This is a genomic window from Hymenobacter lapidiphilus (assembly GCF_013377885.1).
Classification (GTDB): domain Bacteria; phylum Bacteroidota; class Bacteroidia; order Cytophagales; family Hymenobacteraceae; genus Hymenobacter; species Hymenobacter lapidiphilus.
In genome coordinates this window covers 123,427-150,108 of record NZ_JABKAU010000009.1, presented here as the reverse complement: position 1 = coordinate 150,108, position 26,682 = coordinate 123,427, and the positions used below count along the sequence as shown (strand labels likewise).

At 61.6% G+C, this 26,682-nt stretch carries 27 protein-coding genes; 14 read left to right on the top strand and 13 right to left on the bottom strand.

Annotated elements, in window-relative coordinates:
- The 3 genes from rpiB to HW554_RS07040 form a co-directional block, all read right to left on the bottom strand.
- The coding region (gene rpiB / locus HW554_RS07050; protein ID WP_176907882.1) for a ribose 5-phosphate isomerase B at positions 1–425 on the bottom strand (425 nt) is incomplete at its 3' end.
- Positions 426–517: 92 nt separating this feature from the next.
- Positions 518–1,378, bottom strand: a complete 861-nt coding sequence (gene tatC, locus HW554_RS07045) for a twin-arginine translocase subunit TatC (protein WP_317170842.1) — start codon at positions 1,376–1,378, stop codon at positions 518–520.
- 151 nt (positions 1,379–1,529) lie between these two features.
- Positions 1,530–2,822, bottom strand: a complete 1,293-nt coding sequence (locus HW554_RS07040; RefSeq protein ID WP_176907881.1) for a serine hydroxymethyltransferase — start codon at positions 2,820–2,822, stop codon at positions 1,530–1,532.
- Positions 2,823–2,923: 101 nt separating this feature from the next.
- Between HW554_RS07040 and HW554_RS07035 the strand changes: the two genes are divergently transcribed.
- The gene (locus tag HW554_RS07035; RefSeq protein WP_176907880.1) at positions 2,924–3,427 is read left to right on the top strand and encodes a hypothetical protein; all 504 of its coding nucleotides are present in this window, start codon (positions 2,924–2,926) and stop codon (positions 3,425–3,427) included.
- An 83-nt stretch (positions 3,428–3,510) separates the two neighbouring features.
- Positions 3,511–4,311 (top strand): tetratricopeptide repeat protein, encoded by an 801-nt coding sequence (locus HW554_RS07030; protein WP_176907879.1) that lies wholly within the window; start codon positions 3,511–3,513, stop codon positions 4,309–4,311.
- 80 nt (positions 4,312–4,391) lie between these two features.
- Here the strand turns inward: HW554_RS07030 and HW554_RS07025 are convergent, their stop codons facing one another.
- The 3 genes from HW554_RS07025 to HW554_RS07015 form a co-directional block, all read right to left on the bottom strand.
- Positions 4,392–5,087 carry a metallophosphoesterase gene (locus tag HW554_RS07025; protein WP_176907878.1) on the bottom strand — a complete coding sequence of 232 codons (696 nt, stop codon included), beginning with the start codon at positions 5,085–5,087 and terminating at the stop codon, positions 4,392–4,394.
- Positions 5,088–5,243: 156 nt separating this feature from the next.
- On the bottom strand, positions 5,244–5,471 hold the full coding sequence (locus tag HW554_RS07020) for a hypothetical protein (RefSeq protein ID WP_176907877.1): 228 nt from the start codon (positions 5,469–5,471) through the stop codon (positions 5,244–5,246).
- A gap of 86 nt (positions 5,472–5,557) precedes the next feature.
- On the bottom strand, positions 5,558–6,058 hold the full coding sequence (locus HW554_RS07015) for a hypothetical protein (protein WP_176907876.1): 501 nt from the start codon (positions 6,056–6,058) through the stop codon (positions 5,558–5,560).
- Positions 6,059–6,180: 122 nt separating this feature from the next.
- Here HW554_RS07015 and HW554_RS07010 point away from each other — a divergent pair, with 122 nt between their 5' ends.
- From HW554_RS07010 to HW554_RS06985, 6 genes are all read left to right on the top strand, one after another.
- Positions 6,181–6,438, top strand: coding sequence for a 4a-hydroxytetrahydrobiopterin dehydratase (locus HW554_RS07010; RefSeq protein WP_176907875.1), 258 nt, complete (start codon positions 6,181–6,183; stop codon positions 6,436–6,438).
- 202 nt (positions 6,439–6,640) lie between these two features.
- Positions 6,641–7,381 carry a 16S rRNA (cytidine(1402)-2'-O)-methyltransferase gene (gene rsmI, locus HW554_RS07005; protein WP_176907874.1) on the top strand — a complete coding sequence of 247 codons (741 nt, stop codon included), beginning with the start codon at positions 6,641–6,643 and terminating at the stop codon, positions 7,379–7,381.
- 13 nt (positions 7,382–7,394) lie between these two features.
- On the top strand, positions 7,395–9,083 hold the full coding sequence (lnt, locus tag HW554_RS07000) for an apolipoprotein N-acyltransferase (RefSeq protein ID WP_176907873.1): 1,689 nt from the start codon (positions 7,395–7,397) through the stop codon (positions 9,081–9,083).
- A 95-nt stretch (positions 9,084–9,178) separates the two neighbouring features.
- Positions 9,179–9,997, top strand: coding sequence for an inositol monophosphatase family protein (locus HW554_RS06995; RefSeq protein WP_176907872.1), 819 nt, complete (start codon positions 9,179–9,181; stop codon positions 9,995–9,997).
- 171 nt (positions 9,998–10,168) lie between these two features.
- Positions 10,169–10,366 carry a FeoB-associated Cys-rich membrane protein gene (locus tag HW554_RS06990; protein WP_176900202.1) on the top strand — a complete coding sequence of 66 codons (198 nt, stop codon included), beginning with the start codon at positions 10,169–10,171 and terminating at the stop codon, positions 10,364–10,366.
- A gap of 135 nt (positions 10,367–10,501) precedes the next feature.
- A complete protein-coding gene (locus HW554_RS06985; RefSeq protein WP_176907871.1) occupies positions 10,502–10,846 on the top strand; it encodes a hypothetical protein in 345 nt (114 codons plus the stop codon).
- 86 nt (positions 10,847–10,932) lie between these two features.
- Here HW554_RS06985 and HW554_RS06980 read toward each other — a convergent pair whose 3' ends face one another.
- Positions 10,933–11,877 carry a mechanosensitive ion channel family protein gene (locus HW554_RS06980; RefSeq protein WP_176907870.1) on the bottom strand — a complete coding sequence of 315 codons (945 nt, stop codon included), beginning with the start codon at positions 11,875–11,877 and terminating at the stop codon, positions 10,933–10,935.
- 73 nt (positions 11,878–11,950) lie between these two features.
- A complete protein-coding gene (locus HW554_RS06975) occupies positions 11,951–12,973 on the bottom strand; it encodes an SPASM domain-containing protein (RefSeq protein ID WP_176907869.1) in 1,023 nt (340 codons plus the stop codon).
- 280 nt (positions 12,974–13,253) lie between these two features.
- Here HW554_RS06975 and HW554_RS06970 point away from each other — a divergent pair, with 280 nt between their 5' ends.
- A complete protein-coding gene (locus tag HW554_RS06970) occupies positions 13,254–15,185 on the top strand; it encodes a vWA domain-containing protein (RefSeq protein ID WP_176907868.1) in 1,932 nt (643 codons plus the stop codon).
- 466 nt (positions 15,186–15,651) lie between these two features.
- Here the strand turns inward: HW554_RS06970 and HW554_RS06965 are convergent, their stop codons facing one another.
- On the bottom strand, positions 15,652–16,341 hold the full coding sequence (locus tag HW554_RS06965) for a porin family protein (protein WP_246285136.1): 690 nt from the start codon (positions 16,339–16,341) through the stop codon (positions 15,652–15,654).
- A gap of 565 nt (positions 16,342–16,906) precedes the next feature.
- On the opposite strand from HW554_RS06965, the gene HW554_RS06960 reads away from it, so the two are divergent.
- From HW554_RS06960 to HW554_RS06945, 4 genes are all read left to right on the top strand, one after another.
- Complete coding sequence (locus HW554_RS06960; RefSeq protein WP_176907866.1) at positions 16,907–17,827, top strand: prephenate dehydratase; 921 nt, start codon at positions 16,907–16,909, stop codon at positions 17,825–17,827.
- Positions 17,828–17,885: 58 nt separating this feature from the next.
- Positions 17,886–19,046, top strand: a complete 1,161-nt coding sequence (locus HW554_RS06955; protein ID WP_176907865.1) for a pyridoxal phosphate-dependent aminotransferase — start codon at positions 17,886–17,888, stop codon at positions 19,044–19,046.
- A 60-nt stretch (positions 19,047–19,106) separates the two neighbouring features.
- A complete protein-coding gene (locus HW554_RS06950; RefSeq protein WP_176907864.1) occupies positions 19,107–19,952 on the top strand; it encodes a prephenate dehydrogenase in 846 nt (281 codons plus the stop codon).
- A gap of 79 nt (positions 19,953–20,031) precedes the next feature.
- The gene (locus HW554_RS06945) at positions 20,032–21,117 is read left to right on the top strand and encodes a chorismate mutase (RefSeq protein ID WP_176907863.1); all 1,086 of its coding nucleotides are present in this window, start codon (positions 20,032–20,034) and stop codon (positions 21,115–21,117) included.
- A 198-nt stretch (positions 21,118–21,315) separates the two neighbouring features.
- Here the strand turns inward: HW554_RS06945 and HW554_RS06940 are convergent, their stop codons facing one another.
- The gene (locus HW554_RS06940; RefSeq protein ID WP_176907862.1) at positions 21,316–22,560 is read right to left on the bottom strand and encodes a tetratricopeptide repeat protein; all 1,245 of its coding nucleotides are present in this window, start codon (positions 22,558–22,560) and stop codon (positions 21,316–21,318) included.
- Positions 22,561–22,717: 157 nt separating this feature from the next.
- Here HW554_RS06940 and HW554_RS06935 point away from each other — a divergent pair, with 157 nt between their 5' ends.
- Positions 22,718–24,091, top strand: a complete 1,374-nt coding sequence (locus HW554_RS06935; RefSeq protein WP_176907860.1) for a lysophospholipid acyltransferase family protein — start codon at positions 22,718–22,720, stop codon at positions 24,089–24,091.
- A gap of 9 nt (positions 24,092–24,100) precedes the next feature.
- Here the strand turns inward: HW554_RS06935 and HW554_RS06930 are convergent, their stop codons facing one another.
- The 3 genes from HW554_RS06930 to HW554_RS06920 form a co-directional block, all read right to left on the bottom strand.
- Entirely contained in the window at positions 24,101–24,394 is a 294-nt protein-coding gene (locus tag HW554_RS06930) for a hypothetical protein (RefSeq protein ID WP_176907858.1), read from the bottom strand.
- 230 nt (positions 24,395–24,624) lie between these two features.
- Positions 24,625–24,885, bottom strand: a complete 261-nt coding sequence (locus HW554_RS06925; RefSeq protein ID WP_176907856.1) for a hypothetical protein — start codon at positions 24,883–24,885, stop codon at positions 24,625–24,627.
- A gap of 141 nt (positions 24,886–25,026) precedes the next feature.
- Positions 25,027–26,610 (bottom strand): DUF1501 domain-containing protein, encoded by a 1,584-nt coding sequence (locus HW554_RS06920; RefSeq protein ID WP_176907855.1) that lies wholly within the window; start codon positions 26,608–26,610, stop codon positions 25,027–25,029.
- Between the last annotated feature and the right edge of the window lie 72 nt (positions 26,611–26,682).

Here is a 26,682-nt window from a genome sequence, read left to right as displayed (position 1 = left end):
CACGCAATTTTATCCACTCTGTTCTGATGACGGCCGCCTTCGAAGGCAGTGTTGAGGAACTGGCTGGTAATGGCGCGGGCGGCTTCTTCGCTCACGAAACGGGCCGGAATGCACAGCACGTTGGCGTTGTTGTGCTGCCGGGCCAGCGCGGCCAGCTCGGGCTCCCAGGCAATAGCCGCCCGGATGCCCTGGTGCTTGTTGGCCGTGATGCAGACGCCGTTGGCCGAGCCGCACAGCAGCAAACCCAGCGCAAATTCCCCGTTCTCTACGGCCGTAGCCAGCGGATGTACATAATCGGGGTAGTCCACCGAGTCGGCCGAATGGGTGCCGAAATCCTGCACCTCGTAGCCGTTGTCGCGCAGCCACTGCAGCAGCATCTGCTTGTAGTCGAAGCCCGCGTGGTCGGAGCCGATTGCTAGTTTCATGGGGTAATGTCTTATCGAGTTGCAAGCCTTAAGCTACAGGCTACAAGCTTTTTGAATGGGCTTGCGGCTTGTAGCTGAAAGCTTGCGGCTGGTTACTCCGCTACCCCCTGGTTCTCGGCCAGCTGGGCGTTGAGGGAGGCGGTGCGGTTGCGCGTTACTACGCGGGCAATATTGATGCTCAGCTCGTAGAGCAGGATAATGGGGATGGTAACGATGATTTGCGAGGTGACTTCGGGCGGCGTGATGATGGCCGCAATAACCAGTACTACCACGATGGCGTGCTTGCGGTATACGCGCATGATTTCGGGCGTAATCAGGCCTGCTTTGGCCAGGAAGAACACAATCATCGGCAGCTCGAACACAAAGGCACACGACAGGCTCATGGTCGTGAGCGTGCTCAGGTAGCTCTGCATGTCAATCTGGTTCTCGATGCTGGCATCGACCACGTAGCCGGCCAGAAACTGGATGCTCATGGGGGCGGCAATGTAGTAGCCGAACAGCAGGCCCGCCATAAAGAGCAACGATACAAAAAGTACCGCCCCACGCGAGTTCTGCCGCTCGTGCGGGTACAGCCCCGGCTCGATAAAGCGCCACAGTTCCCAGAATAGGTACGGAAAGCCCAGCACCAGACCCACGATAAAGCTCGTGCTGATGTGCATGGTCAGCTGCCCGCTCATCTCGCGGTTCTGGATGACGAACCCGATTTTATCGATGCATAGGCCCGGCGCGCCCAGAAAGGCTGCCAGTTTGCACGACATGCGGTACGTCCAGAAATCGGACCGCGAGGGACCCAACATCAGTTCGTGAAAGAGGAAATCCTTGGAAAAGAAGGCCCCGAGGGCAAACACCACCACGGCAATAGCCGCCCGGATAACGTGCCAGCGCAGCGCCTCCAGGTGGTCGATGAACGACATTTCCTGCTGGCTGCCCAGCACGGGTTGAGTTGCAGACACTTAGTGAGGTTGAAGTATAGATTGGGAAGTTGGGGCCAGAAAGAAAGCCGGCAGGGCCGGGAAGTTGCTTTCCCGCCACTGCCCGGCCTCCCGTTTCGGCAAGCCCTAGATACGCGACTTACGTACTTTCAGACTTATTGGCCTGTAATCTTTAGGCAAAGAGCGGGTACTGCTCCATCCATTCGTTTATTTCGCCGCGCACTTTGGCCAAGCGGGCAGCGTCGGCGTTGTGGGTCAGGGCCTCGTCGATAAATTCTACGATGCGCACCATGTCGGGCTCGGTGAGGCCGCGGGTGGTAACGGCCGCCGAGCCGATGCGCATACCCGATGTCACGAAGGGCGACTTATCGTCGAAGGGCACCATGTTTTTGTTGATGGTGATGTCGGCCTTCACGAGCGTGTTTTCGGCCAGCTTGCCGGTCAGGCCCTTGCTGCGCAGGTCAATCAGCATCAGGTGGTTGTCGGTGCCGCCCGAAATCAGCTCGTAGCCGCGCTCCATAAACGCGCCAGCCAGCGCCTGGGCATTGCTAATTACCTGGCGGGTGTAGTCGGCATAGGTGTCGGTGAGGGCCTCACCAAATGCCACGGCCTTGGCCCCGATAACGTGCTCCAGCGGGCCACCCTGGGTGCCGGGGAATACGCCCGAGTCGAGCAGCGCCGACATCATGCGGGTTTCGCCCTTGGGCGTCTTCAGGCCGAAGGGGTTTTCAAAGTCCCGGCCCATCATAATCAGGCCGCCGCGGGGGCCGCGCAGGGTTTTGTGCGTGGTGGTGGTTACGATGTGGCAGTGGTGGAACGGGTTATTGAGCAAGCCCTTGGCAATGAGGCCCGAAGGGTGCGAAATATCGGCCAGCAGCAGGGCGCCTACCTCGTCGGCGGCTTCGCGCAGGGCTTGGTAGTCCCAGTCGCGCGAGTAGGCCGAGGCCCCGCAGATGATGAGCTTGGGCTTTTCGCGGCGGGCGGTTTCCTTTACCTTCTGGAAGTCGATGAGGCCGGTTTCCTTCTCTACCCCATAAAACGAAGGCTGATACAGCTTGCCCGAGAAGTTAACCGGCGAGCCGTGCGTAAGGTGGCCGCCGTGGCTGAGGTCGAAGCCCAGAATTTTGTCGCCGGGGTTGAGGATGGCCAGCATCACGGCGGCGTTGGCCTGCGCGCCGGAGTGCGGCTGCACGTTCACCCACTCGGCCCCAAACAGCTCCTTGGCCCGGTCAATGGCCAGCTGCTCAATCTGGTCGACTATTTCGCAGCCGCCGTAGTAGCGCTTGCCGGGCAGGCCCTCGGCGTACTTGTTGGTCAGGATGGAGCCCTGGGCCCGCATCACTTGCTCCGAAACGTAGTTCTCGGAGGCAATGAGTTCAATTCCGTGGGTTTGCCGGGCTTTCTCCTGCTTGATGAGGTCGAAAACGGCGGTATCGGGGGCGAGAATGCGGGCTTGAGTTTCCATATCTTCAAAGGTAAGGCGAAGCGGTGAATGAGTGACTGAGGTAAAGCAGAGAATAACAGTTGAGGTACTCATTCGGCCATTCCCGTTATCTTGCCCTTCTTATGGATACACCCCAGCAACTTGCCGAAGTCCTGACGAGTCTTCGCGTGGGCAACCAGTCGTTTTTGGTGCAGTTTTACGAGCAGAACCGGACGCTGTTTGCGCGCTGGGCCCGGCGGCAGCACCAGCTGGAGCCGCCCGCCGCCCACGAGCTGCTGCGCACCGTGCTGGTCGAGTTCTACGACCAGGTAGCCGACGGCCGCCTGACCAAGGTGCCCGACGATGTGCGCGCCTACGTGTATGGCCTGGCCGATGAGCAGGTGCGCGCCGCCCGCACCACCGCCCGGCTACCGGCCCACGAAAACGGGCGCCGCCAGCACCTGCTGGCCCTGTTCCGTACCCTGGGTCTCGACTGCCAGAAGATGCTGATGTATTTTTATTTTCGGGGCTACCACTTCGAGAAAATGGCTGGCAAAATGGGTTTCGCCAACGCCAACGTGGCCCGAATGCAGAAAGCGGCCTGTCTGCGCAAGTTGTATGAGCTGCGCCTGCGCGCCACTGTTTAGTGTAGTTGCACCGCGCTTCTGCGTAGCTTAGCTCCGGCGCGCTCCGCCTCCAATTCACCTGCCCGCTGCAATTTTCTGCCCTTATGCCCCTGCCTGCCCCCGACCTGCGCCCCTACCTGGAAGAGCTGGAACGCTTTGCCGACGGCCAGCTGAGTGCCGCCGAGCAGGAGGCGTTCGAAACCCGGCTCGAAACCGACCCCGCCCTTTACCAGGCGTATCAGCAATACGAGCAACTCACGGCCGACCTGCGCTGGGTAGCGGGTCACGAAACCCTGTACCAGCGCCTGCTGGCCCTCGACCAGCGCCTCGACCAGCGCCAACTGGCCCTTTCGCGGGTGCGGCGGCGGCAGCGCGAGCAGCAGCGCCGTTGGGGCGTGCTGGTGGGTGGCGCACTGCTGATGTTGCTGGGCTTATGGCTGCTGTGGCGGCCTGCTGCCCCTTCGGCTGCCAACAGCTGGAACACCTACTACCAGCCCGAAACTGCCCTGCCCGATTCGGTGGTGCGGGAAGGTCAACGGCCTTTGTTGGCTGAAGCCATGCGCCTGTACCGCGAGGGGCAGTACCCGCAGGCCCTGCAGGCGCTGCAACGCATTCCCACCAACGCCATCGGCCAGGATACACTCACCTACTACAACGGCATCTTCCTGCTGAGCCAGGACGACCCGGAGCAGATTCAGGCCGCTCAGCCGTTTCTAAGGCGGGTGGCCACGCAGGCTAGTTCGCCGCTGGCCGGCAGGGCCCGCTACCATCTGGGCATGGCTTACTGGCGCAACCAGCAAACCACGGCCGCCCGCAACACCCTGCGCGCCGTGTCCAACGACCCGCGCAACCCCTACCAGCCTGCCGCCCGCCGCGTGCTGCGCTCCGATGCGCTGAAGGAGTAAGCTGCGCTGAGCTTACAAAAGCTAAAAAAACTTCTGTTATCCTGCATAGCTCGCAGAATGACAGAGGTTTTACCGTTCTCTCACCGTTTCGCAATCGGGTAATCAGGCTCGATGTTGGGCTGCAACGTCAGCTCGTGGGTGTCGAGGTTGAAAGCGGCCAAGTGGCCAAGCTCAGCGTTGTGGCGGTACACGCAGCCGGTATCGAGGCAAACGGCTCCCGGAGTGTGGGCCAGGCGGCGCTGCAGTTCGGCGTGGGGCGTGGGTACGTGGCCGTGTACCAGCCGGCGGCCCTGCAGGCGGGATGCATCAAACACAAAGGCTTTGGTATTGAGCATGGCGGGCCAGTCGCGGCGCATATCGGCAGCGCTCAGGCGGAAGTCGTAGCCTGCGTGCACCAGCGTCCAGCCGGCAATATCAAGCTGATAAGGTAAGTCGCGGAGCCAGCGCAGGTAGGGCAGGGGCAGCTCCTGCGGGTTGGTAATGCCGAAGCTGCGCAGCGTCAGGGCACGTTCGGTGGTGCCGAGCCAGGCCTGTTCGGTGTGGCCCTCGGCGGCATCGAGCAGCTCCTGGTCGTGGTTGCCGCGCAGGCAGGCTACTTGGTATCCTTGACCGGGCAGCGCCATCAGGTAGTCGAGCACGCCGCGGCTGTCGGGGCCTTTATTCACATAATCGCCCAGAAAGTACAACTCGTCGGCGGGGCGCAGCGGCAGCCGCGCCAGTAGCGCGCGCAACGTCAGCAGGCAGCCGTGCATATCGGTAAGGGCGTAGCGGGCCATGTTTTTGAGCTTTTGGCTGGGAGCTGTTATGCTGAACTGCTGATATGCTTGCTAGAGGATGCGCATCGGCTTGTACCGAACAGCAACCTGGTTGAAACCCGAACGAGCACTTAGTTGCCTGAATGCTCGTTCGGGTTTCTAATAATTCCCGACAGCTTAGCTATAAGGCGGTTTGTCGATATCGGGCTTGTCGTAGTTGCGGTTGGGGTTGTTGACGAGGTGAGGCGGAATTTCATCCAGCCCATCTTCGGTATACTCATCGGCGAGGTCCTTCTGGCCGTCGCCAGTGGCCAAGGGCTTGCTGTTGGGGTCGGCTTTCCGTTGGCCCTGGCCCGCTGGGTCGCCGCTATGTTCCGGCGACTGTTGGTTGCTTTTATCAGACATAATATAAAGGATTAAGGGTGAGTGGTTGACTATCAGCTGAAACTGCTAGCTTTTCTCATTCAACTATCAGCGAGTGGCTGACAGAATTACTGGTCGATGGCTGTGTCTTCGGCCTCAGGGTCGGTGAGGTCGGCGTTGCTGCCTTCGCTGGCGAGCCTGGCGTTGGAGGGCGGGTTGGCTTCCATCTGGCCCATGCCCACGCGCGAATCGGGGTCTTCCATCTCGTCGGGACCTTTGCGGGCATCGTCGCCGTCGAGCTCATCCACGGGGCGGCGGGGCTGCTGGGTGAGGTGGCGCTCGGCGGGCATGTCCTGGTTGGGGCGGTCGGGGCGGCCCTCCTCGGTGGTGCGCATGTTGTCGTGCGGCGGGGCGGTCTTGTCCTCGTTCTGGTTCATCGACACGGCCGTAACGCCGTCGGAGCTGTCGGTGCCGAAGCCCTGCTTGCCGTCGCGGTTGCCAAAGCCGCCGCGGGCGTCCTCGTTCTTGGGCGGATCGGCACCAGGCACAATGTGGCCGGCCTTCATTTCCTGGTCGGAAGTGTCGTCGTTGATGACGCGCACGGGGCGGTTGTTGGAATCGGTAGCCATAGTTGTTTTGGGTTGAGGTGGATAGGCGGGCGTTTGGTAAAGTGTACTGTGGTTTGCGGGTTTGGGTTTAGCTTTGGGCCTGCCTCGCGCCACTCTTCTTCCTTCCAAACCCCCAACCTGCCATGTGGACCGAACAAGACAATGCCTTCTGCAACACCTTCCGTTTTAAGGACTTTAAAGTGGCCTTCAGCTTCATGAGCGACGTGGCCGAGGAGGCCGAATTTCAGAACCATCACCCTTGGTGGAGCAACGAGTACAACACCGTCAGCTTCCGCCTGCGCACCCACGATGCGGGCAATACCATCACCGACAAAGACCGGAAGCTGGCTGCCGCCATCGATACACTTGCCGCCGAGTATGGCGGGGAGGAGGCCGTTTAGAGCTTGGTGGTTAGTGGTCAGAGCGTAGTGCTGGAACGTCATTCAGAGCGCAGCGAAGAATCTCGCGTGCAGTCCGAGTGCAGTCTTTGGGTTACTATTCCAACATCCGCAAGCGAGATTCTTCGCTGCGCTCTGAATGATGTTCCAGCACTACGCTCTATCACTAACCACGAAGCTCTAAGTAACCGATACCTTTGCAGCTATGTCGGAACCTACGCCTACGCTGCTCTACCTCGTGCCCACGCCCATCGGTAACCTGGAGGATATCACCCTGCGGGCCATCCGGATACTGGGTGAAGTTGATCTGGTGCTGGCCGAGGATACCCGCACCAGCGGGCGGCTGCTACAGCATCTGGAACTGAAAAAGCCTCTGCTCAGCTACCACCTACACAACGAGCACCAACAGGTGCCGCGGCTGCTGGAGCGGCTGGCCAAGGGCGAAACCATGGCCCTGGTGTCCGACGCCGGCACGCCGGGCATCTCCGACCCCGGTTTCCTACTGGTGCGCGAGTGCCTGGCCCGTGGCTTCAAGGTGGAGTGTCTGCCGGGGGCTACGGCCCTAGTGCCGGCGCTACTCAAGTCGGGCTTCGGGGCCGAGCGGTTCACGTTCGAGGGGTTTCTGCCGGTGAAAAAGGGCCGCCAGACCCGTTTGCAGGAACTGGTGCCGGAAACCCGAACCATGATTTTCTACGAGTCGCCGCACCGGATTGTGAAGACGCTGGAGCAGCTGGCCGAAGTGCTGGGACCCGAGCGCCTAGCCTCGGTAAGCCGAGAGCTGACCAAGCTGTTCGAGGAAACCGTGACGGCCCCGCTGGCCGAGCTGGCCGAGAACTTCGCCGCCCGCCCGTCCATCAAAGGCGAAATTGTGCTGGTGGTGCAGGGCCGCCCGTACGAGCGGCCCGCCAAAGCCGACCGCTACAAAAAGTACGACGACGAAGACTAGACTGACGACGACGATGCCGAATAATACCACGCTGCCCGAGCCCACTACGGTCGCCCCCGCCAAAGGCCTGGCCTACTGGCTACCGAGCCTGCTGGCGCTATTGAGCGCCGGATTGCTGTGGGCTGGCTGGCCGGTGAACCCCGCCCCGCTGGCTTTGCTGCTGCTGGTGGCCTGGGTGCCCTACCTACTGCTGGAGCAGCGCCTGAGCGACCAGGGTGCCAGCGGCTGGAAAGTCTGGCGTTACGGCTACCTCACGCTGGTACTCTGGAACCTGTTTACCACCTACTGGGTGAGCTTCAGCACCTTGGGTGGCGGCATTGCGGCCGTTGTGTGCAATGCCCTGATGATGAGTGTAGCGCTGGTAGCCTTCTACCACACCAAAAAACGGTTCGGCCCCCAGCTGGGCTACCTCTCGCTGCCCATCTATTGGATTGCCTTCGAGCAGCTGCACCTGCACTGGTTTCTTACCTGGCCCTGGCTCACGCTCGGCAACGGTTTCGCCTCGGCCAACTACCTGGTACAGTGGTATGAGTACACCGGATTCCTGGGCGGCTCGCTCTGGATTTGGGCAGTGAATCTGCTGGTATTCCACTTCTTGAGCCGCTGGCGGTCCGCTGGCCCGGCCCTGGCTCGGGTGCAGCGTCAACGCCTGGTTCTGCTGCCCTTTCTGGCGGTCCTGCTCCCCATATTGCTGTCGAAGTACATCGGTAGCAACTACCAGGAGAAGGGTCCGGCAGCCGAGGTGGTGGTCGTACAGCCCAACCTCGACCCGTTTCTGGAGAAGTTCGAGGGCTCGCCCAATTTTGTGTCCTACGACCAGCAGATGGCGCGGATGATGGCCCTAACCGAGCAGCAGATGACTCCGCAAACCCGGCTCGTGCTCTGGCCCGAAACCAGCCTCGACGAAACCTACTTCGAGAGCAATATCGAAACTTACCCCCGCATCGGGCAGCTGCGGCAATGGCTGACCACGCACCCGGGCCTCGACCTGGTAACCGGCCTGACTACCGTGGGCCAGTACGGCCCCAACAAGGCCAAGGCCAGCGCTACGGCCCGCTTCCGCGACGACTTGGGCTACTACGACCTGTTCAATGCGGCCCTGCACCTGGGCCGCGCCACCGACCCGGCCGCGTTCTACCACAAAAGCCGCCTCGTGCCGGGCGTGGAAGGCGTGCCGCCCTGGCTGTCGATGTTCGTGATTGATTTGGGCGGCTCGGCGGGCGGGCTGGGCTCGCAGCCCGAGCGCAGCGTGTTTGAGGCCGCCGCCGCCCCGGCATTGCGGGTGGCACCCGTCATCTGCTACGAATCGGTGTACGGCGACTTTGTGGCCGATTACGTGACTGAAGGGGCCACACTTATCGGCATTATTACCAACGACGGCTGGTGGAGTGATTCGCCGGGGCACAAGCAGCACATGCAGTACGCCACGCTCCGGGCCATCGAAACCCGCCGCGACGTGGCCCGCTCGGCCAACACCGGCATTTCGGGCTTTATTAACCAAAAGGGCGAAATCACGCAGCAGTCGGGCTGGTGGGTGCAGGCCGCGTTGCGCGGCACCGTGCACCTCAATACCGAGCTAACCTTCTACGTCCGCCACGGCGAACTAATCGGTATCAGCTGCCAGGTACTAGCGGTGCTGCTGCTGATTGCTACCGTGGTGGCGGCCGTGGTGGGGCGCCGGCAGACAGTTGGGGTAGCGTAACGAGTACAAAAAACGTCATGCTTCGACAAGCGGCCGCCAGATGAAGCATGACGTGCCAGTAAGCACTATCAACAAAGCAATACGCATTAAACGCAATGGATTACAATCAAATCAGCTTTCAGCTTGCGGCGGTAACGCGCTATGCAGGGCAGTTTATTCGCCAGGAGTCGGCTACGTTCAACCGCAGCCACATCGAGAGCAAGGGTGTCCACGACCTGGTTTCGTATGTGGATAAAGAGACGGAGAAACTCCTGGTAGCGGGCCTGCGCGAGGTGCTGCCCGAGGCCGGCTTCATCACCGAAGAAGGCACTGAAGGCGCCGAGCGGGCCGAGGAGTTCAACTGGATTATCGACCCGCTCGATGGCACCACCAACTTCGTGCACGGCCTGCCGGTGTACTGCGTGAGTGTGGGCCTGGTTCGGGGGCAGGAGCTGGTAGCCGGCGTGGTGTACGAGGTAGTGCGCGACGAGTGTTTCCGGGCGGCTAAGGGTGGCGGGGCGTTCTGCAACGAGCTACCCATCCACGTTTCCGACGTGCCCGACCTCAACTCCTCGCTCATTGCCACCGGCTTTCCCTACACCGATTTCGGCCTGATGGACGACTACCTGAAAGTGCTCGGCGCGTTCATGCGCGGCTCGCACGGCGTGCGGCGCGTGGGCTCGGCCGCCGCCGATCTGGCCTACGTAGCCGCCGGGCGCTTCGAGGGCTTCTTCGAGTTCAACCTTAACTCCTACGACGTAGCCGCAGGCATCCTGCTGGTGCGCGAGGCCGGCGGCCGCGTTACCGAATTCCTAGCGGATGGCGACCCGCTATCCGGCCGCGAGATACTGGCCAGCAACGGACTAGTGCACGGCGAGATGCGGGAACTGATTGGCGAGGTGTGGCGGGAACAGAGTGTAGGAGTTAAGGGTTAGTAAAGAACTGTTCTACTGCTGCTCAGAACGTTGTAGGGGCGGGGCTTGCCCCCGCCCGCCGTTGAACGAGAGTCGTTGAAACGGTACGAACGGCGGGCGCAGCTAAACCCCGCCCCTACAACGTTCTGGGCAGCACGACGTTCCTTAACCAACTATTAAGCATCAACCACCATGTGGCTACAATATCTTATCATCGCGCTGCTCTTTGCGGGGGCGGCATTTTACGTAGGGCGCATCTTCTGGCGGGCTTTCGATAAGCGCCAGAGCGGCTGCGCCAAGGGCTGCGGCAGCGCCTGTTCGGGCTTTGATGTGGACCAGATTCAGCGCACAATCGACCTGGCCCAACAACGGCAGAAAGCGGCTGGCTAAGGTCAGGCCTGCTTTTCGACGTTTTGATATAACCTGCCCCCGTACCGGCTACGTATAGCCTGGTACGGGGGCAGCAGTATTAGCCGCCCTCGCTATTCCTTTCCTGTACGCTCCCCGACACCTAATCCCCTGGTCATGCAAGACAACGAAAAAGAACGTAGCCTCGTGAATGTGGAAAGCAAGCTGAACGCCGACGGCTTCACGGCCGACTTCCGGGTAACCGATGGCAAGCTTTACCCCCTGAGCGACGATAACCGCGCGCGCGGCTACATGCCCGAAGAAGTAACCATCGTGGATTTCTACCGCTTCGAGGGCGAAAGCAACCCCGACGATATGTCGATTCTGTACGCCATCGAAACTACCGATGGCGTGAAAGGCACCATCGCCACTGCCTATGGCACCTACGGCGACACGAACGTTGATGAGTTCCTGAAAACGGTGGAAGACCTGGGTAAAAACCTCGACAAGAACCACAAGTAGAAGCCCCGGCACCTGGTTAATCTCAACCGTCATTCCGACATTCCGCTCATCGGGCAGAATGTCGGAATGACGGTTTTAAGGGGTTCTTACTCGGGTAGTTCCTGCTGCTGTGGTTGCTGTGGTTGCTCTGGTTCGGGGGTGCGGGCCAGCCCCCGGCTAAGCTTATCGAGTAGCTCGGGCGAGATGTCGAGGGTGCGGATGGGAAACGGAATGGAAATATCTGCCTTGTCGAAGGCGCGCTTGATGCGTATCATGGCCTCGCTTTTGGCACTCACGTAATCGGTCTGGCGGCGGTAAGGAATCCAGAAGCGCAGAGTAAAGTTGATGGAGCTTTCACCAAACTCAGTGAACATAACCTCCAGCGGCCGTTGTGTGAGCATGCCCGGAAAGTCGCGCATGCACTCCAGCACCACGGCCCGCACCTGCTCCAGATTGGTGTCGTAGCTGACGCCGCAGGGCACATCGACCCGGCGCTGCGTGGTTTCAGTGAAGTTGATAACCGAGCTTTCAAACACCTTGCGGTTAGGCACGCGCACCAGTTCGCCCGTTACCTGGCGCAGGTCGAGGGTACGTAAGTTGATGCGCTCAATAGTACCAAAATACGTTTCGGTCTGAATGACGTCGCCCACCGTGAAGGGCCGCTGCACGGCAATGAGAATGCCGCTGATAAAGTTGGCCGCAATATCCTGGAAGGCAAAGCCCAACGCCAGACCAATGATACCAACACCGGCCAGCAGCGAGGTGACCGTTTTGTCGAGCTGCAGTACTTCGAGCGTGAAGAACAGGCCAATGAGCAGCACGGCCACATGCACAATGGTGGCAATGAGCTGGTTGAGTGTAATGCTGGGCGAAACCCGGGTCAGCAGCCGCTCAACAACGCGGTGGATCACTTTGGCTACGAAGTAAGTAACCGTCAGGATAAGGATGGCGATGAGCAGGTTGGGCAGCAGCAGCAGCACCGCTTGCGCCCAGCGTGCCAGCTTATCCGAAATAAGCTCAAAGGCTCGTTGAAAATCTGTTACTCCAAACATGAAAAAATTCTAAAAGCCAAGGCAAAAGGAAAACCACTGCCGGGCTACCGGGAGCAAAAACTATACTTATTTCCTAGCCCCACACTTTCGTGCCCTCCGAGCAGTTACGGCACATCTCAATCTGGTCGCGGCCTTTGAGCAGCGAGGCGCGGAACTGCCGGTACTTGGGGCCGTGCCAGAGTTGGCGGAACGTCTGAGTCTGGAGGTCGCCGAGGCGGTATTCGGCGTCCTTATCAAAGCAGCAGGGTACCACGAGGCCGTCCCAGGTTATCACGCACGAGTGCCACATCTTCCAGCAATGGTTGAGCAGCTTGTTTTTGAGGTTCCAGGTGCCGTCGCCCTGGTTTTCGTAGCGCGAGTAGTAGTCGATGGTCGGGATGAGGGGCGAGCCGTTGTGGTGGTCGTAAATCTGGGCCGTTTTAAACCACACGTCATCTACGCCCAGCTCGCGGGCCAGCGTCCGGGCTTCGTCGAGCTGGTGCTCGTTGGGCCGCACCACCAGAAACTGGAATACGATGCGCGGTGTGCTCGACTTCAACTCTTTGCGCCATTTCACCACGTTGCGAGTACCCTCCAGTACTTTATCAATCTTGCCGCCTACGCGGTACTGCTGGTACACCTCCTGGGTGGTGCCGTCGAGCGAGATGATGAGCCGGTCGAGGCCCGACTCGACGGTGCGGCGGGCGTTGTGGTCGTTGAGGTAGTGGGCGTTGGTGCTGGTGGCCGTATAGATGCCCTTGCCGGCCGCATACTTTACCAGATCGAGGAAGTTGGGGTGCAGATACGGCTCGCCCTGGAAGTAGAAAATCAGGTACCAAAGCCGCGAGGCCACCTCGTCGATGGTTTTGCGAAACAGCTCGTCGGGCAGCATGCCGGTGGGGCGCGTGAAGGAGCGCAGGCCGCTGGGGCACTCGGGGCAGCGCAGGTTGCAGCTGGTGGTAGGCTCGAAGCTGAGCGCTACCGGTAGTCCCCAGTGCCGGGCCTTGCCGGTAGCCTTGCTCAGGAGGTAGCCGCCCACCACCTGGGCCCCGTTCCAAATGCGGCGGGGGGTAGCTTTGGAGAGGAAGTTGAGCGAATCGGTGAGCAGTGAGGACATAGGTACGGTAAAGGTACTGCGCTTGAGGGGAGTCGGAAACTGAAAGCAGTTAGCAGTTAGCGGAAGAGGCGAACTGCCCGCCTGTCATCCCGAGCGAAGCGAAGGACCTGGTAAGAAGCTAACATCATTGACTGGCTTCTTACCAGGTCCTTCGCTTCGCTCAGGATGACAGGTGGGTTTCAGCTTTTTTAAAATTCCGTGTGGAATTCACGCCGGCCGCGCATCAGCTACCCAGAACCCGGCCGGTTCATGATGGTTCCACCTTCTATTCTTTCTGCTGATGCATCGTTTCCTCTATCTCGCGCTGGCGGCCGGGCTGCTGCCCGCCGGCCCCACTGCGGCCCAAACCAGGCCGGTACCGGCCGCCGCCGTGGCTCCGGCCACCTACCCTGTTACCGGCCGCGTAACCGACCGCGCCACCGGCCAGGGCCTGCCCGGCGTCACAGTGCTAGTCAAAGGCACCTCCATTGGCGTCAGCACCCAGGCCAATGGCACTTATCAAATTGAAGTGCCACAGTCCGCCAAAGTGCTGGTATTTAGCTCGATTGGCTTCGTGCCGAAAGAAGTGAAGCTCACAGGCCAGCAGGTGGTGGATGTGGGGTTGTCCACTGATTCGAAAGCCCTCAGCGAAGTTGTGGTAACAGGTTACGGCCTGCAGGGCCGGGTGTCAGGTGTCAGCATCCGGGGCGCGGCTAAGGTCAAAAGAGGCCGCAATACCGCCGACCAGTCCTACGGCTCGGTATCTGCCGCGCCCTACTTCCCACAGCCCGAGCCCGGCGCGGGCGACACCTACGCTAGTGTGGCCGAAAACGGCTTCCGCTCGGCCCAGAAGGAGCCGCTCAGTACGTTCAGCATCGATGTGGATGCAGCAAGCTACAGCAACGTGCGCCGCTTTCTGCAGCAGGGCCAGCTGCCGCCGCCCGAGGCCGTGCGGGTCGAGGAAATGCTCAATTACTTCCAGTACGACTACCCCCAACCTGCCGCCACGGCCGCCGAGCCCTTCCGCGTTATCACCGAGCAGGCCCAGTGCCCCTGGAACCCGCAGCACCAACTGGTGCAGGTGGCGTTGCAGGCCCGCCGCGTGGCCACCGATAAGCTCCCGCCCGCCAACCTCGTGTTCCTGGTCGATGTGTCGGGCTCGATGGACGGCTCCGACCGGCTGGGATTGGTGCAACAGGGCCTGAAGCTGCTGGTGCAGCAGCTGCGCCCCCAGGACAAAGTGGCGCTGGTGGTGTACGCCGGGGCTGCCGGCACTGTGCTGCCACCCACCGCCGGCTCCGAAAAAGCCACCATTCTGCGGGCCATCGACAACCTGAGTGCGGGCGGCTCGACGGCCGGCGGCGCGGGCCTGCGCTTGGCCTACGATGTGGCCCGCCAGAGCTTCAATGCCCAGGGTAACAACCGCGTCATCATCTGCACCGACGGCGACTTCAACGTGGGCGAGCAGAGCGACGGCGCCATGGAACGCCTCATTGTGCAGCAGCGCGAGTCGGGCGTGTTCCTGACGGCGCTGGGCGTGGGCCGTGGCAACTACCAGGACCAGAAAATGGAGCTGCTGGCCGACAAGGGTAACGGCAACTACGCCTACCTCGACAACCTCGACGAGGCCCGTCGGGTGCTCGTAAGTCAGTTCGGCGGCACCCTGTTCACGCTGGCCCAGGATGTGAAGCTGCAGGTGGAATTCAATCCCGCCCGGGTGCGCGAGTATCGCCTAGTAGGCTACGAAAACCGCCTGCTGGACCCCGAAGACTTCAACAACGACCGCAAAGACGCCGGCGAGCTGGGCTCGGGCCACACCGTTACGGCCCTCTACGAAATCGTGCCTGTGGGCGCGCCGGCTACCGTTGATGCGCTGAAGTACCAGCCTGCCCCGGCCACAACTCCGGCGCTGGCCTCGGCCGAACTGCTGACGGTGAAGCTGCGCTACAAGGAGCCGCGTGGCACCACGAGCCGCCTGCTGGCGCTGCCGCTTACGGGCGTGGCCCGACCGTTGGCCGATGCCAGCGAAAACCTGCGCTTTGCCGCCGCCGTGGCCCAGTTTGGCATGCTGCTGCGCCAGAGCGAGCACCGCGGCACTGCCACCTACGAGGCCACCGCCCGCCTCGCCGACGGCGCCCGCCGCTTCGACCCCGAAGGCTACCGTGCCGAGCTCGTGCGCCTCGTGCGCCTGGCCCAGGGCTTGCAGCCGGCTCCGGTAGTGGGTACCCGTTAAAACCCAGGCCGCGCCGGCAGTTTTCAACCTTCGCCGGGGGCGGAAATTGAAAACCACCGGCGCGGCAGTCGACCCCAAAGCCCCCCCCCCGGCTTGCGGTAATCATTGAAATAAATGCGGGTTCGGGCCGTTAGCTTGCAACTTAACGGAGCCTGCTGGTGCTCCTGCTTACAGCAGATAGCCTAGTTGCCGCCTGCAAGCCTCCCAATGCCGGCCCCATCAACTCCGGCCCCCATTCCCGAAGGCGGTCCACCTCACTCACAGACGGCAGGCGCAGTGAGTTGCAGCTCCTGTGTCACCCATGCCGCCGGGCCGCCTTCGGTTTTTAATTGTGGTGGACCTCACGCAAAAGAGGTCGTAGGTATGTAGCGTGAAGCGCTATTTTCGCGTCTTGCCGAATGAAGTCGTTTATACCTCAGCAACGGTACGCGAAGCTGGCGCTTCGTGCTACAGCCTAAGTCCTGCCTTAAAAAGAGTAGTTCAGCGAGGCCTTAATGACGCGGTTCTGAATATCGAAGTTGTTGTTTTTGTCGAGGGAAACCAGGCCGTAGTCATAGCCGGCGCTCAGGCCCAAGCCGTTCTGAAACTGGTAGCCAAGGCCGCCCACTACGGCGAAATCCAGCGTCTGGAGCCGGTCCTTTATATCAAAATCGTTCTGGTAAGCCGTAAACCCAAAGGCGCTGGCCTCTACCCGGGCTTTGCCTGAGAGCAGCAGCGAAGCCTGCGGGCCCGCATACACGTAGAGGCCATCGGTGATGTAGGCCTTGGCCAGCACTGGAATATCGAGGTACGCCAGGCGGGCGGTACCGTCGAGTTTGGCGTTGAGGAAGTTGAACTGCTCGAACGGAATACGGCCGTTCAGCCTAACCCCCTTCTCGGAGTATCCCAGACCGGGCTCGATGGCGAAGCGCGGCCCCAGCGGCAGCGTGGCATACAGCCCGGCGTAAAAGCCGGGTTTCATCTCCTGGGTGAGGGCCCCGTTGCCCAGCGCGGCAAAGTCCTTGAACGTATCCACAGCATCGCCCGAAAGGTCGGCCACGTTTACGCCGGCCCGGATGCCGAACTTTACGCCATCGGTGGCCGACGATGAGGAGGAATAGGTGGGCGCGGGCCGAACCGGAACGCGGCGCACCTGCGCTTCGGAGGCAGTAGTCAAGCCAGAAACAAGTAACGTAGCGGCAGCGAGGCGAGCGAATAACTGAGTAGTAGTCATGAGCGGAAAGTATTGGAAAGAAAGGTCTGAGAGGGTATTAAGCTGAGAGGGTATTAAGCAGGACCGTATGGTAAAACCGTGCCAGACTAGTAGCCAGCCGCGCTGCTGTACGCGGGCTTCGGCCAGGCTCAGCCCAAAGGCATTGGCTCCAAGGCCGTATGATGAAACAGGGTAGTTGGACCGACGTGGCCATTGCCGACCAGTTTGGTAGTGCCACGCTTCTGATTGACTACCGTTCGTTAGGATTTTTTTAAGCTCTTAATTTGGAATTATCAGTTTGCTGCCCCACCTTGCCACCACTAAAACGCCTTGTTGCCCCCATGCTTCCGTCTGTCGCTCGCTTTTATTCCAGCTTTTATTTCTACTGCCTCCCCAGCAGTCGAGCGGCCGTTCTGTAGTATTTCACACCGAAATTTTCAGCGCCTCCCGACACTCTCGGGAGGCGCTTTTTTTGTGCCCGTAGTCAGGCGTTTCAAACACCAGATTTCCCATTTTACCACCTCACCTTATGGTTGCTATTCAAGGTTTCGAAGGCTGTTTCCACCAGATTGCGGCCCGCCGGTATTTCGGGGCGGCGGTAGCCGTGCAGCCGTGCGCCACCTTCGGCCAGCTGGTGGCGGCTGTGGCCGAGGGGGCGGTAGCGGCGGGGGTGATGGCCATCGAAAACTCGCTGGCCGGTGGTATTCTGCCCAACTATGCGCTGCTGCGCCGGGCCGGGCTGCGCATTACGGGCGAGGTGTACCTGCCCATCCGCCAGCACTTGCTGAGCCTGCCCGGCCAGACGCTGGCCGAGGTGCGCGAAGTGCATTCGCATCCCATGGCCCTGCTGCAGTGCGCCGATTTTCTGGGCCGCCACCCGCACTGGCAGCTCGTCGAAACCCAGGATACGGCCCTGAGTGCGCGCCACCTGCGCGAGCGGCCCCGGCCAGGGCGGGCCGCAGTAGCCGGCGAGTTGGCCGCCGAGCTGTTCGGGCTCGACATCCTGGCGCCCGATATCCAGGCTGAGCCCCATAACTACACCCGCTTCCTGGTGCTGCATCGTGCTGCCGCCGCGCCTTTCGAGCCCCGGCCCAACAAAGCCTCCCTGTATTTCGAAGCGCCAAATGTGTCCGGAGGTCTTGCACAGGTGCTTACGGCGGTGGCGGCGCAGGGAGCGAATCTCTCGAAGTTGCAGTCGTGCCCCCGGCCCGGCCGCACCTGGCACTACTATTTCCACGCCGACCTTGAGTTCGACGAGCCGGCCCAGCTTGCGGCCACTCTCGCGGCCCTAGTCCCGCTCACCGATAGCCTGCAAGTGCTGGGCACCTACTGCCGGGGGGCTATGGAACTTGGGATGCATGAGGGAGCCGCGCTTACGTTGAGTGCATTGGCGCGGCCGCAGAATGCCGTAGTCGCTAACCCAAAAATCGTTGTGCCGGAGCTGCTTTGAGCCGACTCTGGGCTCAAAGCAATTCACTGTTCTTTCCAACCGCTAAAATACCACCCAGATGCAAGTTGCCAGCCGCCTGCAGCATACCCAGGAATATTACTTTTCGCAGAAGCTGCGCGAAATTGCCGCGCTCAACCAGTCAGGAGAACCTGTGATTAACCTGGGTATTGGCTCGCCCGACTTGCCGCCCCACCCGCACGTGGTGGCGGCCCTGACGGACGCCGCCCAGCGGCCGGACGCCCACGCCTACCAGAGCTACCAGGGCGTGCCCGCCCTGCGGCAGGCCATGGCCGGCTGGTACCAGCGCCAGTATGATGTAACGCTCGACCCGGCCACCGAAATACTGCCCTTGCTGGGCTCCAAGGAAGGTATTATGCACATAAGCATGACCTTTTTGGAGGCCGGCGACGAAGTGCTGCTGCCCAACCCCGGCTACCCGGCCTACCGCGCCGCCGCCCAGCTCAGCGGCGCTACCCCCCGCGACTACGATCTGACGGCCGAAACCAACTGGCTGCCCGACCTGGAGGCGCTGGCCCGCCAGGACTTGCGCCGGGTGAAGGTTATGTGGGTCAATTACCCGCACATGCCCACTGGCACCCCGCCGCCGCCGGGCTTTTTCGAGCGGCTGGTGGCATTTGCCAAGGCCCATGATATTGTGCTGGTTCACGACAACCCCTACAGCTTCATCCTAAACGAGCAGCCCGCGCAAAGCCTGCTGGCCGTAGCCGGGGCCCGCGAGGTGGTGCTGGAGCTGAACTCGCTCAGCAAGTCGCACAACCTGGCGGGCTGGCGGGTGGGGCTGCTGGCCGGCCGCGCCGACTTGCTGCAGCAGGTGCTCCGCTTTAAAAGCAACCTCGACTCGGGCATGTTTCTGCCGGTGCAGCTGGCTGCCGTGGCTGCTTTGGGCCTTGATGACAGCTGGCAGCAGGAGCTGAATACCCGGTATGCCGCCCGCCGCGAGCTGGTGCTGGAGCTGTTGGCGCAGCTCGGCTGCCACCCCGTACCGGGCCAGGTGGGCCTGTTTGTGTGGGCGGCCGTGCCGCCCGAATACGCCGACGGCTACGCCCTAAGCGACGCGTTGCTGCACCAAGCGCGCGTATTCCTGACGCCCGGCGGCATCTTCGGCAGCAACGGCAACGGCTACATCCGCGTGAGTTTGTGCCAGCCGCCCGAAGTGCTGCAAGCAGCGCTTAAACGGGTGCAGGCCGTGAGCTGGTAAGCAGCGCACACAACGCCAGTATCATTCCTTCTTACTCTACGCATTCTACATAGTAAAAGTATGGTTGTCAGTATCATCGGAATTGGGTTGATTGGCGGCTCGCTGGCCCTTGGCCTGCGCGAAACCGGGTTGGCCCACCATATTATCGGCCTCGACCACAACCCGCACAACCTGGCGCAGGCCCTGGCGCTGGGGCTGATTAATGAGCCGGCCCATGACTTGGCCGAAGCTGTAAACCGGGCCGATCTGGTGGTGGTGGCGGTGCCCATGGATGCCATGCTCACGGTGCTGCCCCAGGTGCTCGACGCGGCCACCGACCGGCAGGTAATTATTGATGTGGGCTCGACCAAGGAGCTACTACTGCGCCAGGTAGCCGACCACGCCAACCGGGCCCGCTTTGTGGCGGTGCACCCCATGGCAGGCACCGAGCACTCGGGACCCGAAGCCGCGGTGCCGAAGCTGTTCGAGGGTAAAACGCTGGTGGTGTGCGACGCGGCCGCCAGTGCGCCCGATGCGCTGGCGCGGGTGGAGGCCGTATTCGGGCGGTTGGCCATGCAACTGACGTATATGTCGGCCGCCGCCCACGACCTGCACGCTGCGTACGTATCGCATATCTCGCATATCAGCTCGTTTGCTTTGGCACTTACGGTGCTGCAGAAAGAGCAAAGCGAACAGCAGATATTTGCCCTGGCCAGCGGCGGCTTCGAATCGACGGTGCGGCTGGCTAAAAGCTCGCCCGCTATGTGGGTGCCCATCTTCCGCCAAAACCGCGACAACGTGCTGGATGTAGTAGACGAGCACCTGCGCCAGCTTCAGCACCTGCGCGACCTGCTGGCCGACGGCAACGACGCCGGCCTCTATGAGCAAATCGAGCAGGCCAACCGGATCAGGAAAATTCTAAAATGAGGAGATAGGGGGGGAAGCGCCGTCATGCTGAGCCCCCGTCCCATCTCTCAAATAACCAACACACTCATTCCCCGAACTCATGCCCCATACTGAAGCCCAAACGGCTGCTACCACCAATTTTCCCGGTAAAAAGCCGCTGATTATTTCCGGGCCGTGCTCGGCCGAAACCGAAGAACAGCTGCTGACTACCTGCACGCAACTGGCCGCAACCGGCCGGGTCGATATGTTGCGGGCGGGCATCTGGAAGCCGCGTACCAAGCCGGGCATGTTCGAGGGCATAGGTACCAAAGGGCTGCCGTGGCTGCAAAAGGCCCGGCAGCTCACGGGCCTGCCAACTACCGTGGAGGTAGCCACGCCCAAGCACGTAGAGGATGCGCTGGCCTTTGACGTAGATGTGCTCTGGATTGGGGCGCGCACCACGGTAAACCCTTTTTCGGTGCAGGCGCTGGCCGATGCGCTGCGCGGCGTGAAGGTGCCGGTGTTCATCAAAAACCCGGTTCACCCCGATTTGGAGCTGTGGTTGGGAGCGGTGGAGCGCCTGGCTAAGGCCGGGGTGCAGGATATTGGCCTGATTCATCGGGGCTTCGCCAGCTACGGCAACACCGAGTACCGCAACGCGCCCATGTGGCATCTGCCCATCGAAATGAAGCGCCGCCTGCCCGATTTGCCGCTCATCTGCGACCCCAGCCACATCTGCGGCAACCGCACCGGCCTGGCCGCCGTGGCCCAGCAGTCCATCGATCTGGGCTTCGACGGCCTGATGCTCGAATCGCACATCGACCCCGATAATGCCTGGTCTGACGCCAAGCAGCAGGTAACCCCGCAGCGCCTGGCCGAGTTGCTCGACGGCCTGATATGGCGCCAGGAAACCACCGACCAGCAGGAATTCCTGACAGTACTAGCCAGGCTGCGCGAGCAAATCAACCAGCTCGACGATGAAATTCTGCACCTGCTGGGCCAGCGGATGCAGGTGGCCGAAAGCATCGGCCGCTATAAAAAGGAAAACGACATCACCATTCTGCAAACCAGCCGCTGGAACGAAATCCTGGAGCGCGGCATCCGCAAAGGCGACCAGCTGGGCCTCACGGCCGACTTCATCCGCAAGTATTTCGATGCCGTGCACCTCGAATCCATCAACCGCCAGAACAGCGTGATGAATAAGTGAGGTAGTGAAGTAGCCCCAGAATAGTGGCAAAAACCCGGTCATGCTGAGTGCAGCCGAAGCATCTCTACCGCAGTAGTATCTGATTACTGTTGCGGTAGAGATGCTTCGGCTGCGCTCAGCATGACCGGGTTTTTTGCCGGCTGTGTATTCACGATGGGGAGGTCCGTTTGCCTTTCAAGTAGCCCGCCGCAGGCCCACTTACTGCTTCACGGCCTCTTTTACGGGCTGGCTGGCTTTCTTTTTCTGCTGACTGGCTGGCTGTTTCGGGGCAGTGCTTTTGCCGGGGGCAGGTTTTTCGGCTTGATCCGGCGTAGCAGGCTTTCCGGAGGTTACAGGTGGCGCCTTGGCAGCCTTAGGTTCTCCGGCAGCCGCCGCTTTCTTCGGGCCTTTATCCTTCGAGGACTTACCGTTTTTCGCCGGCTCGGTCTTTTGGAGTTGGGCCTGCGTTGGTTCGGTTTTCTTAGGCTCGACCTTCGGCTGCTCTTCCGGCGTGGGCTCGTCTTCAGCCGCATCAGCATTGGTGGGCGGCGGCAGGGCCTCGGTGGGCGGGTCGGCCCGGGTGGTGTCGGCGGCGGCTGGCGCGGTGGGAGCTCCAGGGCTGGTTTGCCGGATGCGCTCCTCTATTTCTTTCAGCAGAAAGCCGGCGTCCTCTTTCCGGTGGGCATCGGGGAAGAACTGCTGCGCAAGCTGGGCCTGCTTGCGGGCTTTTTCCAGCTCGCGCAGCTCCAGTAGCACAAAGGCCATATTCAGGTGCACGGTGGGGTTGCGCGGGCGCAACTGCAACGACCGCTCGAAGGGGGCCAGACTGGCCTGGAAACGGCCCAGGCGCTGGTAGGCGTAGCCCAACGCAAAGTAAGAAAGGTAGTCGCCCTGGCCGTGGGCATGGGCCTGCTGATACTCGGTGATGGTGCGCAGAAACACCTCGTCTTCGCCAATGCCTGTTTCGGCGCAGTCGCACTGCTGCACGGTGTAGTAATAGTCGCCCAGGGCCCGCGAGAGGCGGTAGTTGGCGGGGTAGCGGCGTTGCAGCCGCTCCAGCACCTGCCGCACCGCAAAGCGGTAGCGCAGGCTGTCGAGGCCCAGCTGGCGCAGGCTGTCGGGGGCTAGGTCGAGCAGCTTCAGGTCGCGGAAGGCGAAGCGCCGGAGCTGGTCGGTATTGGTGTAGTAGCGCAGGGCCAGATCGGCTTTTTCGATAACCACGGCGGGGTCGGCGTTGCGCGGGTCGAGGCGGGCCAGCAACTGCCAGGCGCTGTTGTAGCGGCGCTCCAGCACCAGCTGCCGGGCCTGCCGCAGCGTGGCAGCCTGGGTAGGAGCGGGGGCCGGCGAAGGGCCGGCTTCAAGTGTATCGGGGGCTACTACTTGAGCATGGGCGGCCACCGGGCACAGCAGGCCGCCGGCACTCAGCAAAAAAAGCAGCAGAAAAAGCAGCGGCGGGCGGTTCATAAGGCGTAAAGATGCGCGACCCGTCGCAAACTACCTTCCGGACTATCCGAAAAGTCGGAATCCGGTGAATTGTGGTTTGGCTGCCGGCGCGGCTGTCGGCAACTAGAGCCCGTAAACAACTACCGGTTTCCGCCGAAAATCTACCTTTCTTGTAGCCATGCTTTTCTACAATGTCATGAAGCCCCTGGTGCAGGTGGCGTTGCGCGTTTTCTTCCGTCGCCTCGAAGTGCGCAACCGCGAGCGGCTGCACGGGGCGGGGCCGCTGCTCATCGCCAGTAACCACCCCAACACGCTCATGGACCCGCTGGTGGCGGCCGTCAACCGCCGCCAACCCATTGCGTTTCTGGCCAAAAGCACCTTTTTTCAGAATCCGATTCTGCGCGCCATCATGGAGTCGGGCAACTCCATTCCCATCTACCGCCGCCAGGATCTTGAAACCGGAGCCGAAACGCTAACGGCGGCTCAGCTCGAAGCCCAAAACGAAAAGGCCTTCGGGCGCTGCTACGACTACTTCGACCGCGGCGGTACCATCATGATTTTCCCCGAAGGCACCAGTGTGTCGGAGCGGCGGCTGCGGCCCCTCAAAACCGGCGCCGCCCGCATTGCCCTCGGGGCCGAGGCCCGTCGGGATTTCCAGTTGGGGCTGCGGATTCTGCCCTTCGGCATCAACTACTTCGACCCCCAGCGCTTCCGCTCCGATGTGTTCATCAACCCGGCCGAACCCATTTTGGTGGCCGATTACGCCGCGCAGTACCGCCAAGATCCTGAAGCTGCCGCCGAGGCCCTCACCGCCGAAATCCGCACTCGCCTGGAGCAACGGCTCGTTATCACGGTTTCCGATGAGGAGGATGAGCTGATAACTCAGGTGGAGCGCACCTTTGGCCAGCACCTGATTCAGGACGACGAAGAAACGCTCTACGACAACTTTCAGCTCAGCCGCACGCTGCTGAAGGCCAGCCGCTACTTCGGGCAGCACGAGCCGGAGCGCCTTGCGGAGCTGCGCCAGCGCCTGCACGCCTATCTGCAGCAGCTGGCCCAAATGGGCCTCGCCGACGATGCGCTGGCGGCCCGCGGCCCGGCCAGCACCCGACCCAGCCGGGCCCTGCTGGCATCGGGGCGCCTGCTGCTGGGCCTGCCGGTGTACGTGTACGGGCTGCTCAACAACTATTTGCCCTACATTATCCCGTCGTGGGTGGCGCGCCGCGCTACCAGCGAGGCCGAGTTCGTGGCTCCCATTATGCTGACGGTGGGCATGATTACGTTCACCGGCTTTTACCTGGGCCAGACTGCCCTGGTGCACCACTTCACGCAGGACTGGCGCTGGACGCTCCTGTATTTTCTGAGCCTGCCGGTATCGGGCTTTTACGCGCTCGGTTACGCCGGCACCCTGCAGGAGCGGCGGCAGCGGCTACGGGCGTTGCGCCTGTTCGGCAGCCAGCGCCCGGCCATGGAGGCCCTGCTGCGTCAGCGGGCTACGCTGCTACGCCTTCTGCGCGAAGCCCGCGAGGCTTACCTGGCGCGAACCCGCTAAACGGCGGCGCTAAAACAGGCTGGTTCCGGTTTTTTTGGCCGGCTCCTCGCGCAGCAGTTCGTTGTGCAGCATGGCCTCGGCGTAAGGCGTGAGCTTCTTTCTTTTTATAGCGCGTCGCTGCTGCCAGGTTAGCTTGGGTTCGGCTACGCTGGCGGCCGCAGTCTGGGCATTGCTGGCTGGTAGCCCGTTTGTGGGCTTAAAGCTACCGTTGGCCGCAAGGCGGGTAGCTGACTGCTGCGCTTGGGCAGGTGTTGCCAGCGCAATAACTCCTGCCAGCAGGAACAACGACACAAAGGTTTTCATAAGGCAGGAAGTGTAATAGCAGGAATACTAAGTTGTCGGCAGCCAGATCAGTTCAGGTGGGTAGTTGTTGCTCTTGCGTTTTAAGCAAGTATTTATATTGTTGATGCAAGTATATGGATAAAATATTATTGATAAAAGTATATTTATAGGCTTGCCACACAAAAAAGCCTCCTCCCATCGGGAAGAGGCTTTGCTTTTGGTGCAAACCGGAGCTGGCTTGCCTGTTGCGGTTACTGGGTATCGTGGTCTTCGAGGGCTTCAGCCGTTTTCGATATGGCAACAACGGCCACGCTGGCCAGCACAGCAATGCCCACAATAATCTGAACGGGGGTAAAGCGTTGCGAGATTTTGCGCAGCAGCGAGCTGCCATGCTTTACCATGTCGTCGAAATGCTCCTGCTCGCCGCGGAACACCCGGTAGCCGCTTTGCAGCGCGTTGATGATGTCTTCGGGTAGAATTTTTTCTACTTCGGTGGAGAGTTGGTTGCTCATAGTAAAAAGGCAGAATCAGCTGTAAAAAAAGTCCGGGGCTGCCCAAGCGGGCTGCCCTTCGAAGCTGTACGCACATCAGCCGATTTTGATACTTGGTTTTGCAAAGAAACCGCTACGGACGGGCTTGGCCGGGCAGCAGCCCTACTCCACGGCCAGCAGCAGGCTGCTGCTGCGCAGGCCTTCGCGTACCTGGCAGTGGTAGGCTCCGGCTGCCAGGCCGCTCAAATCGAGCGGCAGCTGGTGGGGGCCGACGGTCATGGTGCGGTCGAGGGCGCGGCGCACTTCGCGGCCAGTGGCGTCGAGCACGAGCACCTGCACATGGCCGCCGCGGGCCTCGAACCCGGCCGTAGCCCGGCCCTCGCGCACAGGGTTGGGCCACACCCGGAAGCCGGCCACATTGAGCTTCGCCGGATTGGTACCCGTCACCACTTCGGGCCGGATAACCGGCACGTAGGGAAACGCGCCGCCCGCCGACGGCAGCAGCACATCCAGCGTAGACTGCGGCACCTTAAACCAGTCTTTGAGCACGCTGGCATAGATGGCCCGGAAATCGAACTGCATCGGCACCTGGTCGTTGACGGCGGCGTTGGCGGGTAGCTGCGGGTTGGTGCCGTGGATGCGCGGGTTCACGCTGCTGCCAAACACGAACAGCGGAGCGGCCGCGCCGTGGTCGGTGCCGTTGCCTGAGTTGGACTTGATGCGCCGCCCGAATTCAGAAAACGTGAGGCCCACCACCCGGTCCTGCACCCGCAACAGGCCCAAATCATCCTGGAAAGCCGCAATGGCCTCCGACACCTTGCCCAGCAGCGTGGCGTGGGTGCCGGTGGTAGGGGAGCCGGCAACCACCTGGCTCACATGGGTATCGAAGCCGCCGAGGTTGCACACGTACACGCGCGTCTGCAGGCCGCCGGCTACCAGCTGGGCCACAATTTTGAGCTGGTCGGCCAGCGCGTTTTTGCCCGCGGCCGGGTAAAGGGCCGAGAGGTTTTTAGCTTTGCCCGCCGCCGTCTGGATGGCGGTGGTGTACACCTGGGTTTGCTGCACCACGCGCCGGATAAACGTTATTTCGTGGCCGGCAGGGGTGTTGGGGGCCGTATCGACCGAGCCGGTGAGCAGTTGGTAGAACGAGCTGGTACTGGCAATGGCCATGCCCATGTTCACGCTGGGGCCCTGCACGCAGTTGCTCACCACCGAGCCGATGCTGATAGCCAGCGGATCGGGGTCCTGGGTGCTGGGGTAGCCGGTGGGATAACCGGCAAATTCGCCGTCGAGGTAGCGCCCGGCCCAGCCCGACGTGATAGTTACGTTAGAGTCGGAAGCCGAAGTCCAGATGTCGGTGGCCCGGAAGTGGCTGAAGTTGGGGTTGGGGTAGCCCACGGCCTGCACCAGCCCCAGCTGCTGGTTATCGAACAGGTTTTTGAAACCCGTCATGGCCGGGTGCAGGCCGGTGGCCGAACTCAGGCGCAGGGCCGCCGCCTCGGGAATGGCAATGTTGGCCCGCGCATTCATCAGGGCCGAATACTGGTCGAGGGGCAGCACGGTGTTGAGGCCGTCGTTGCCGCCGTTCAGCTGCACCAGCACCAGTACGCGGTCGGTCTGGGTGGCTCCGCCGGTCAGGGCGTACAGCTCGGGCGAAAACCCGTAGGCCCCCAGGGGCAGGCCACCGAGCAGCGTCGGCACCACCGCGGCCGCAGCCGTCGTCTGAATAAAATGTCGGCGTTGCATGGGGCTGGAGTATTAGGTTGAAGAACGGACGTAGGGGCGTGCGAAGGGCAGTGCTTCTGTCATCCTGAGCAG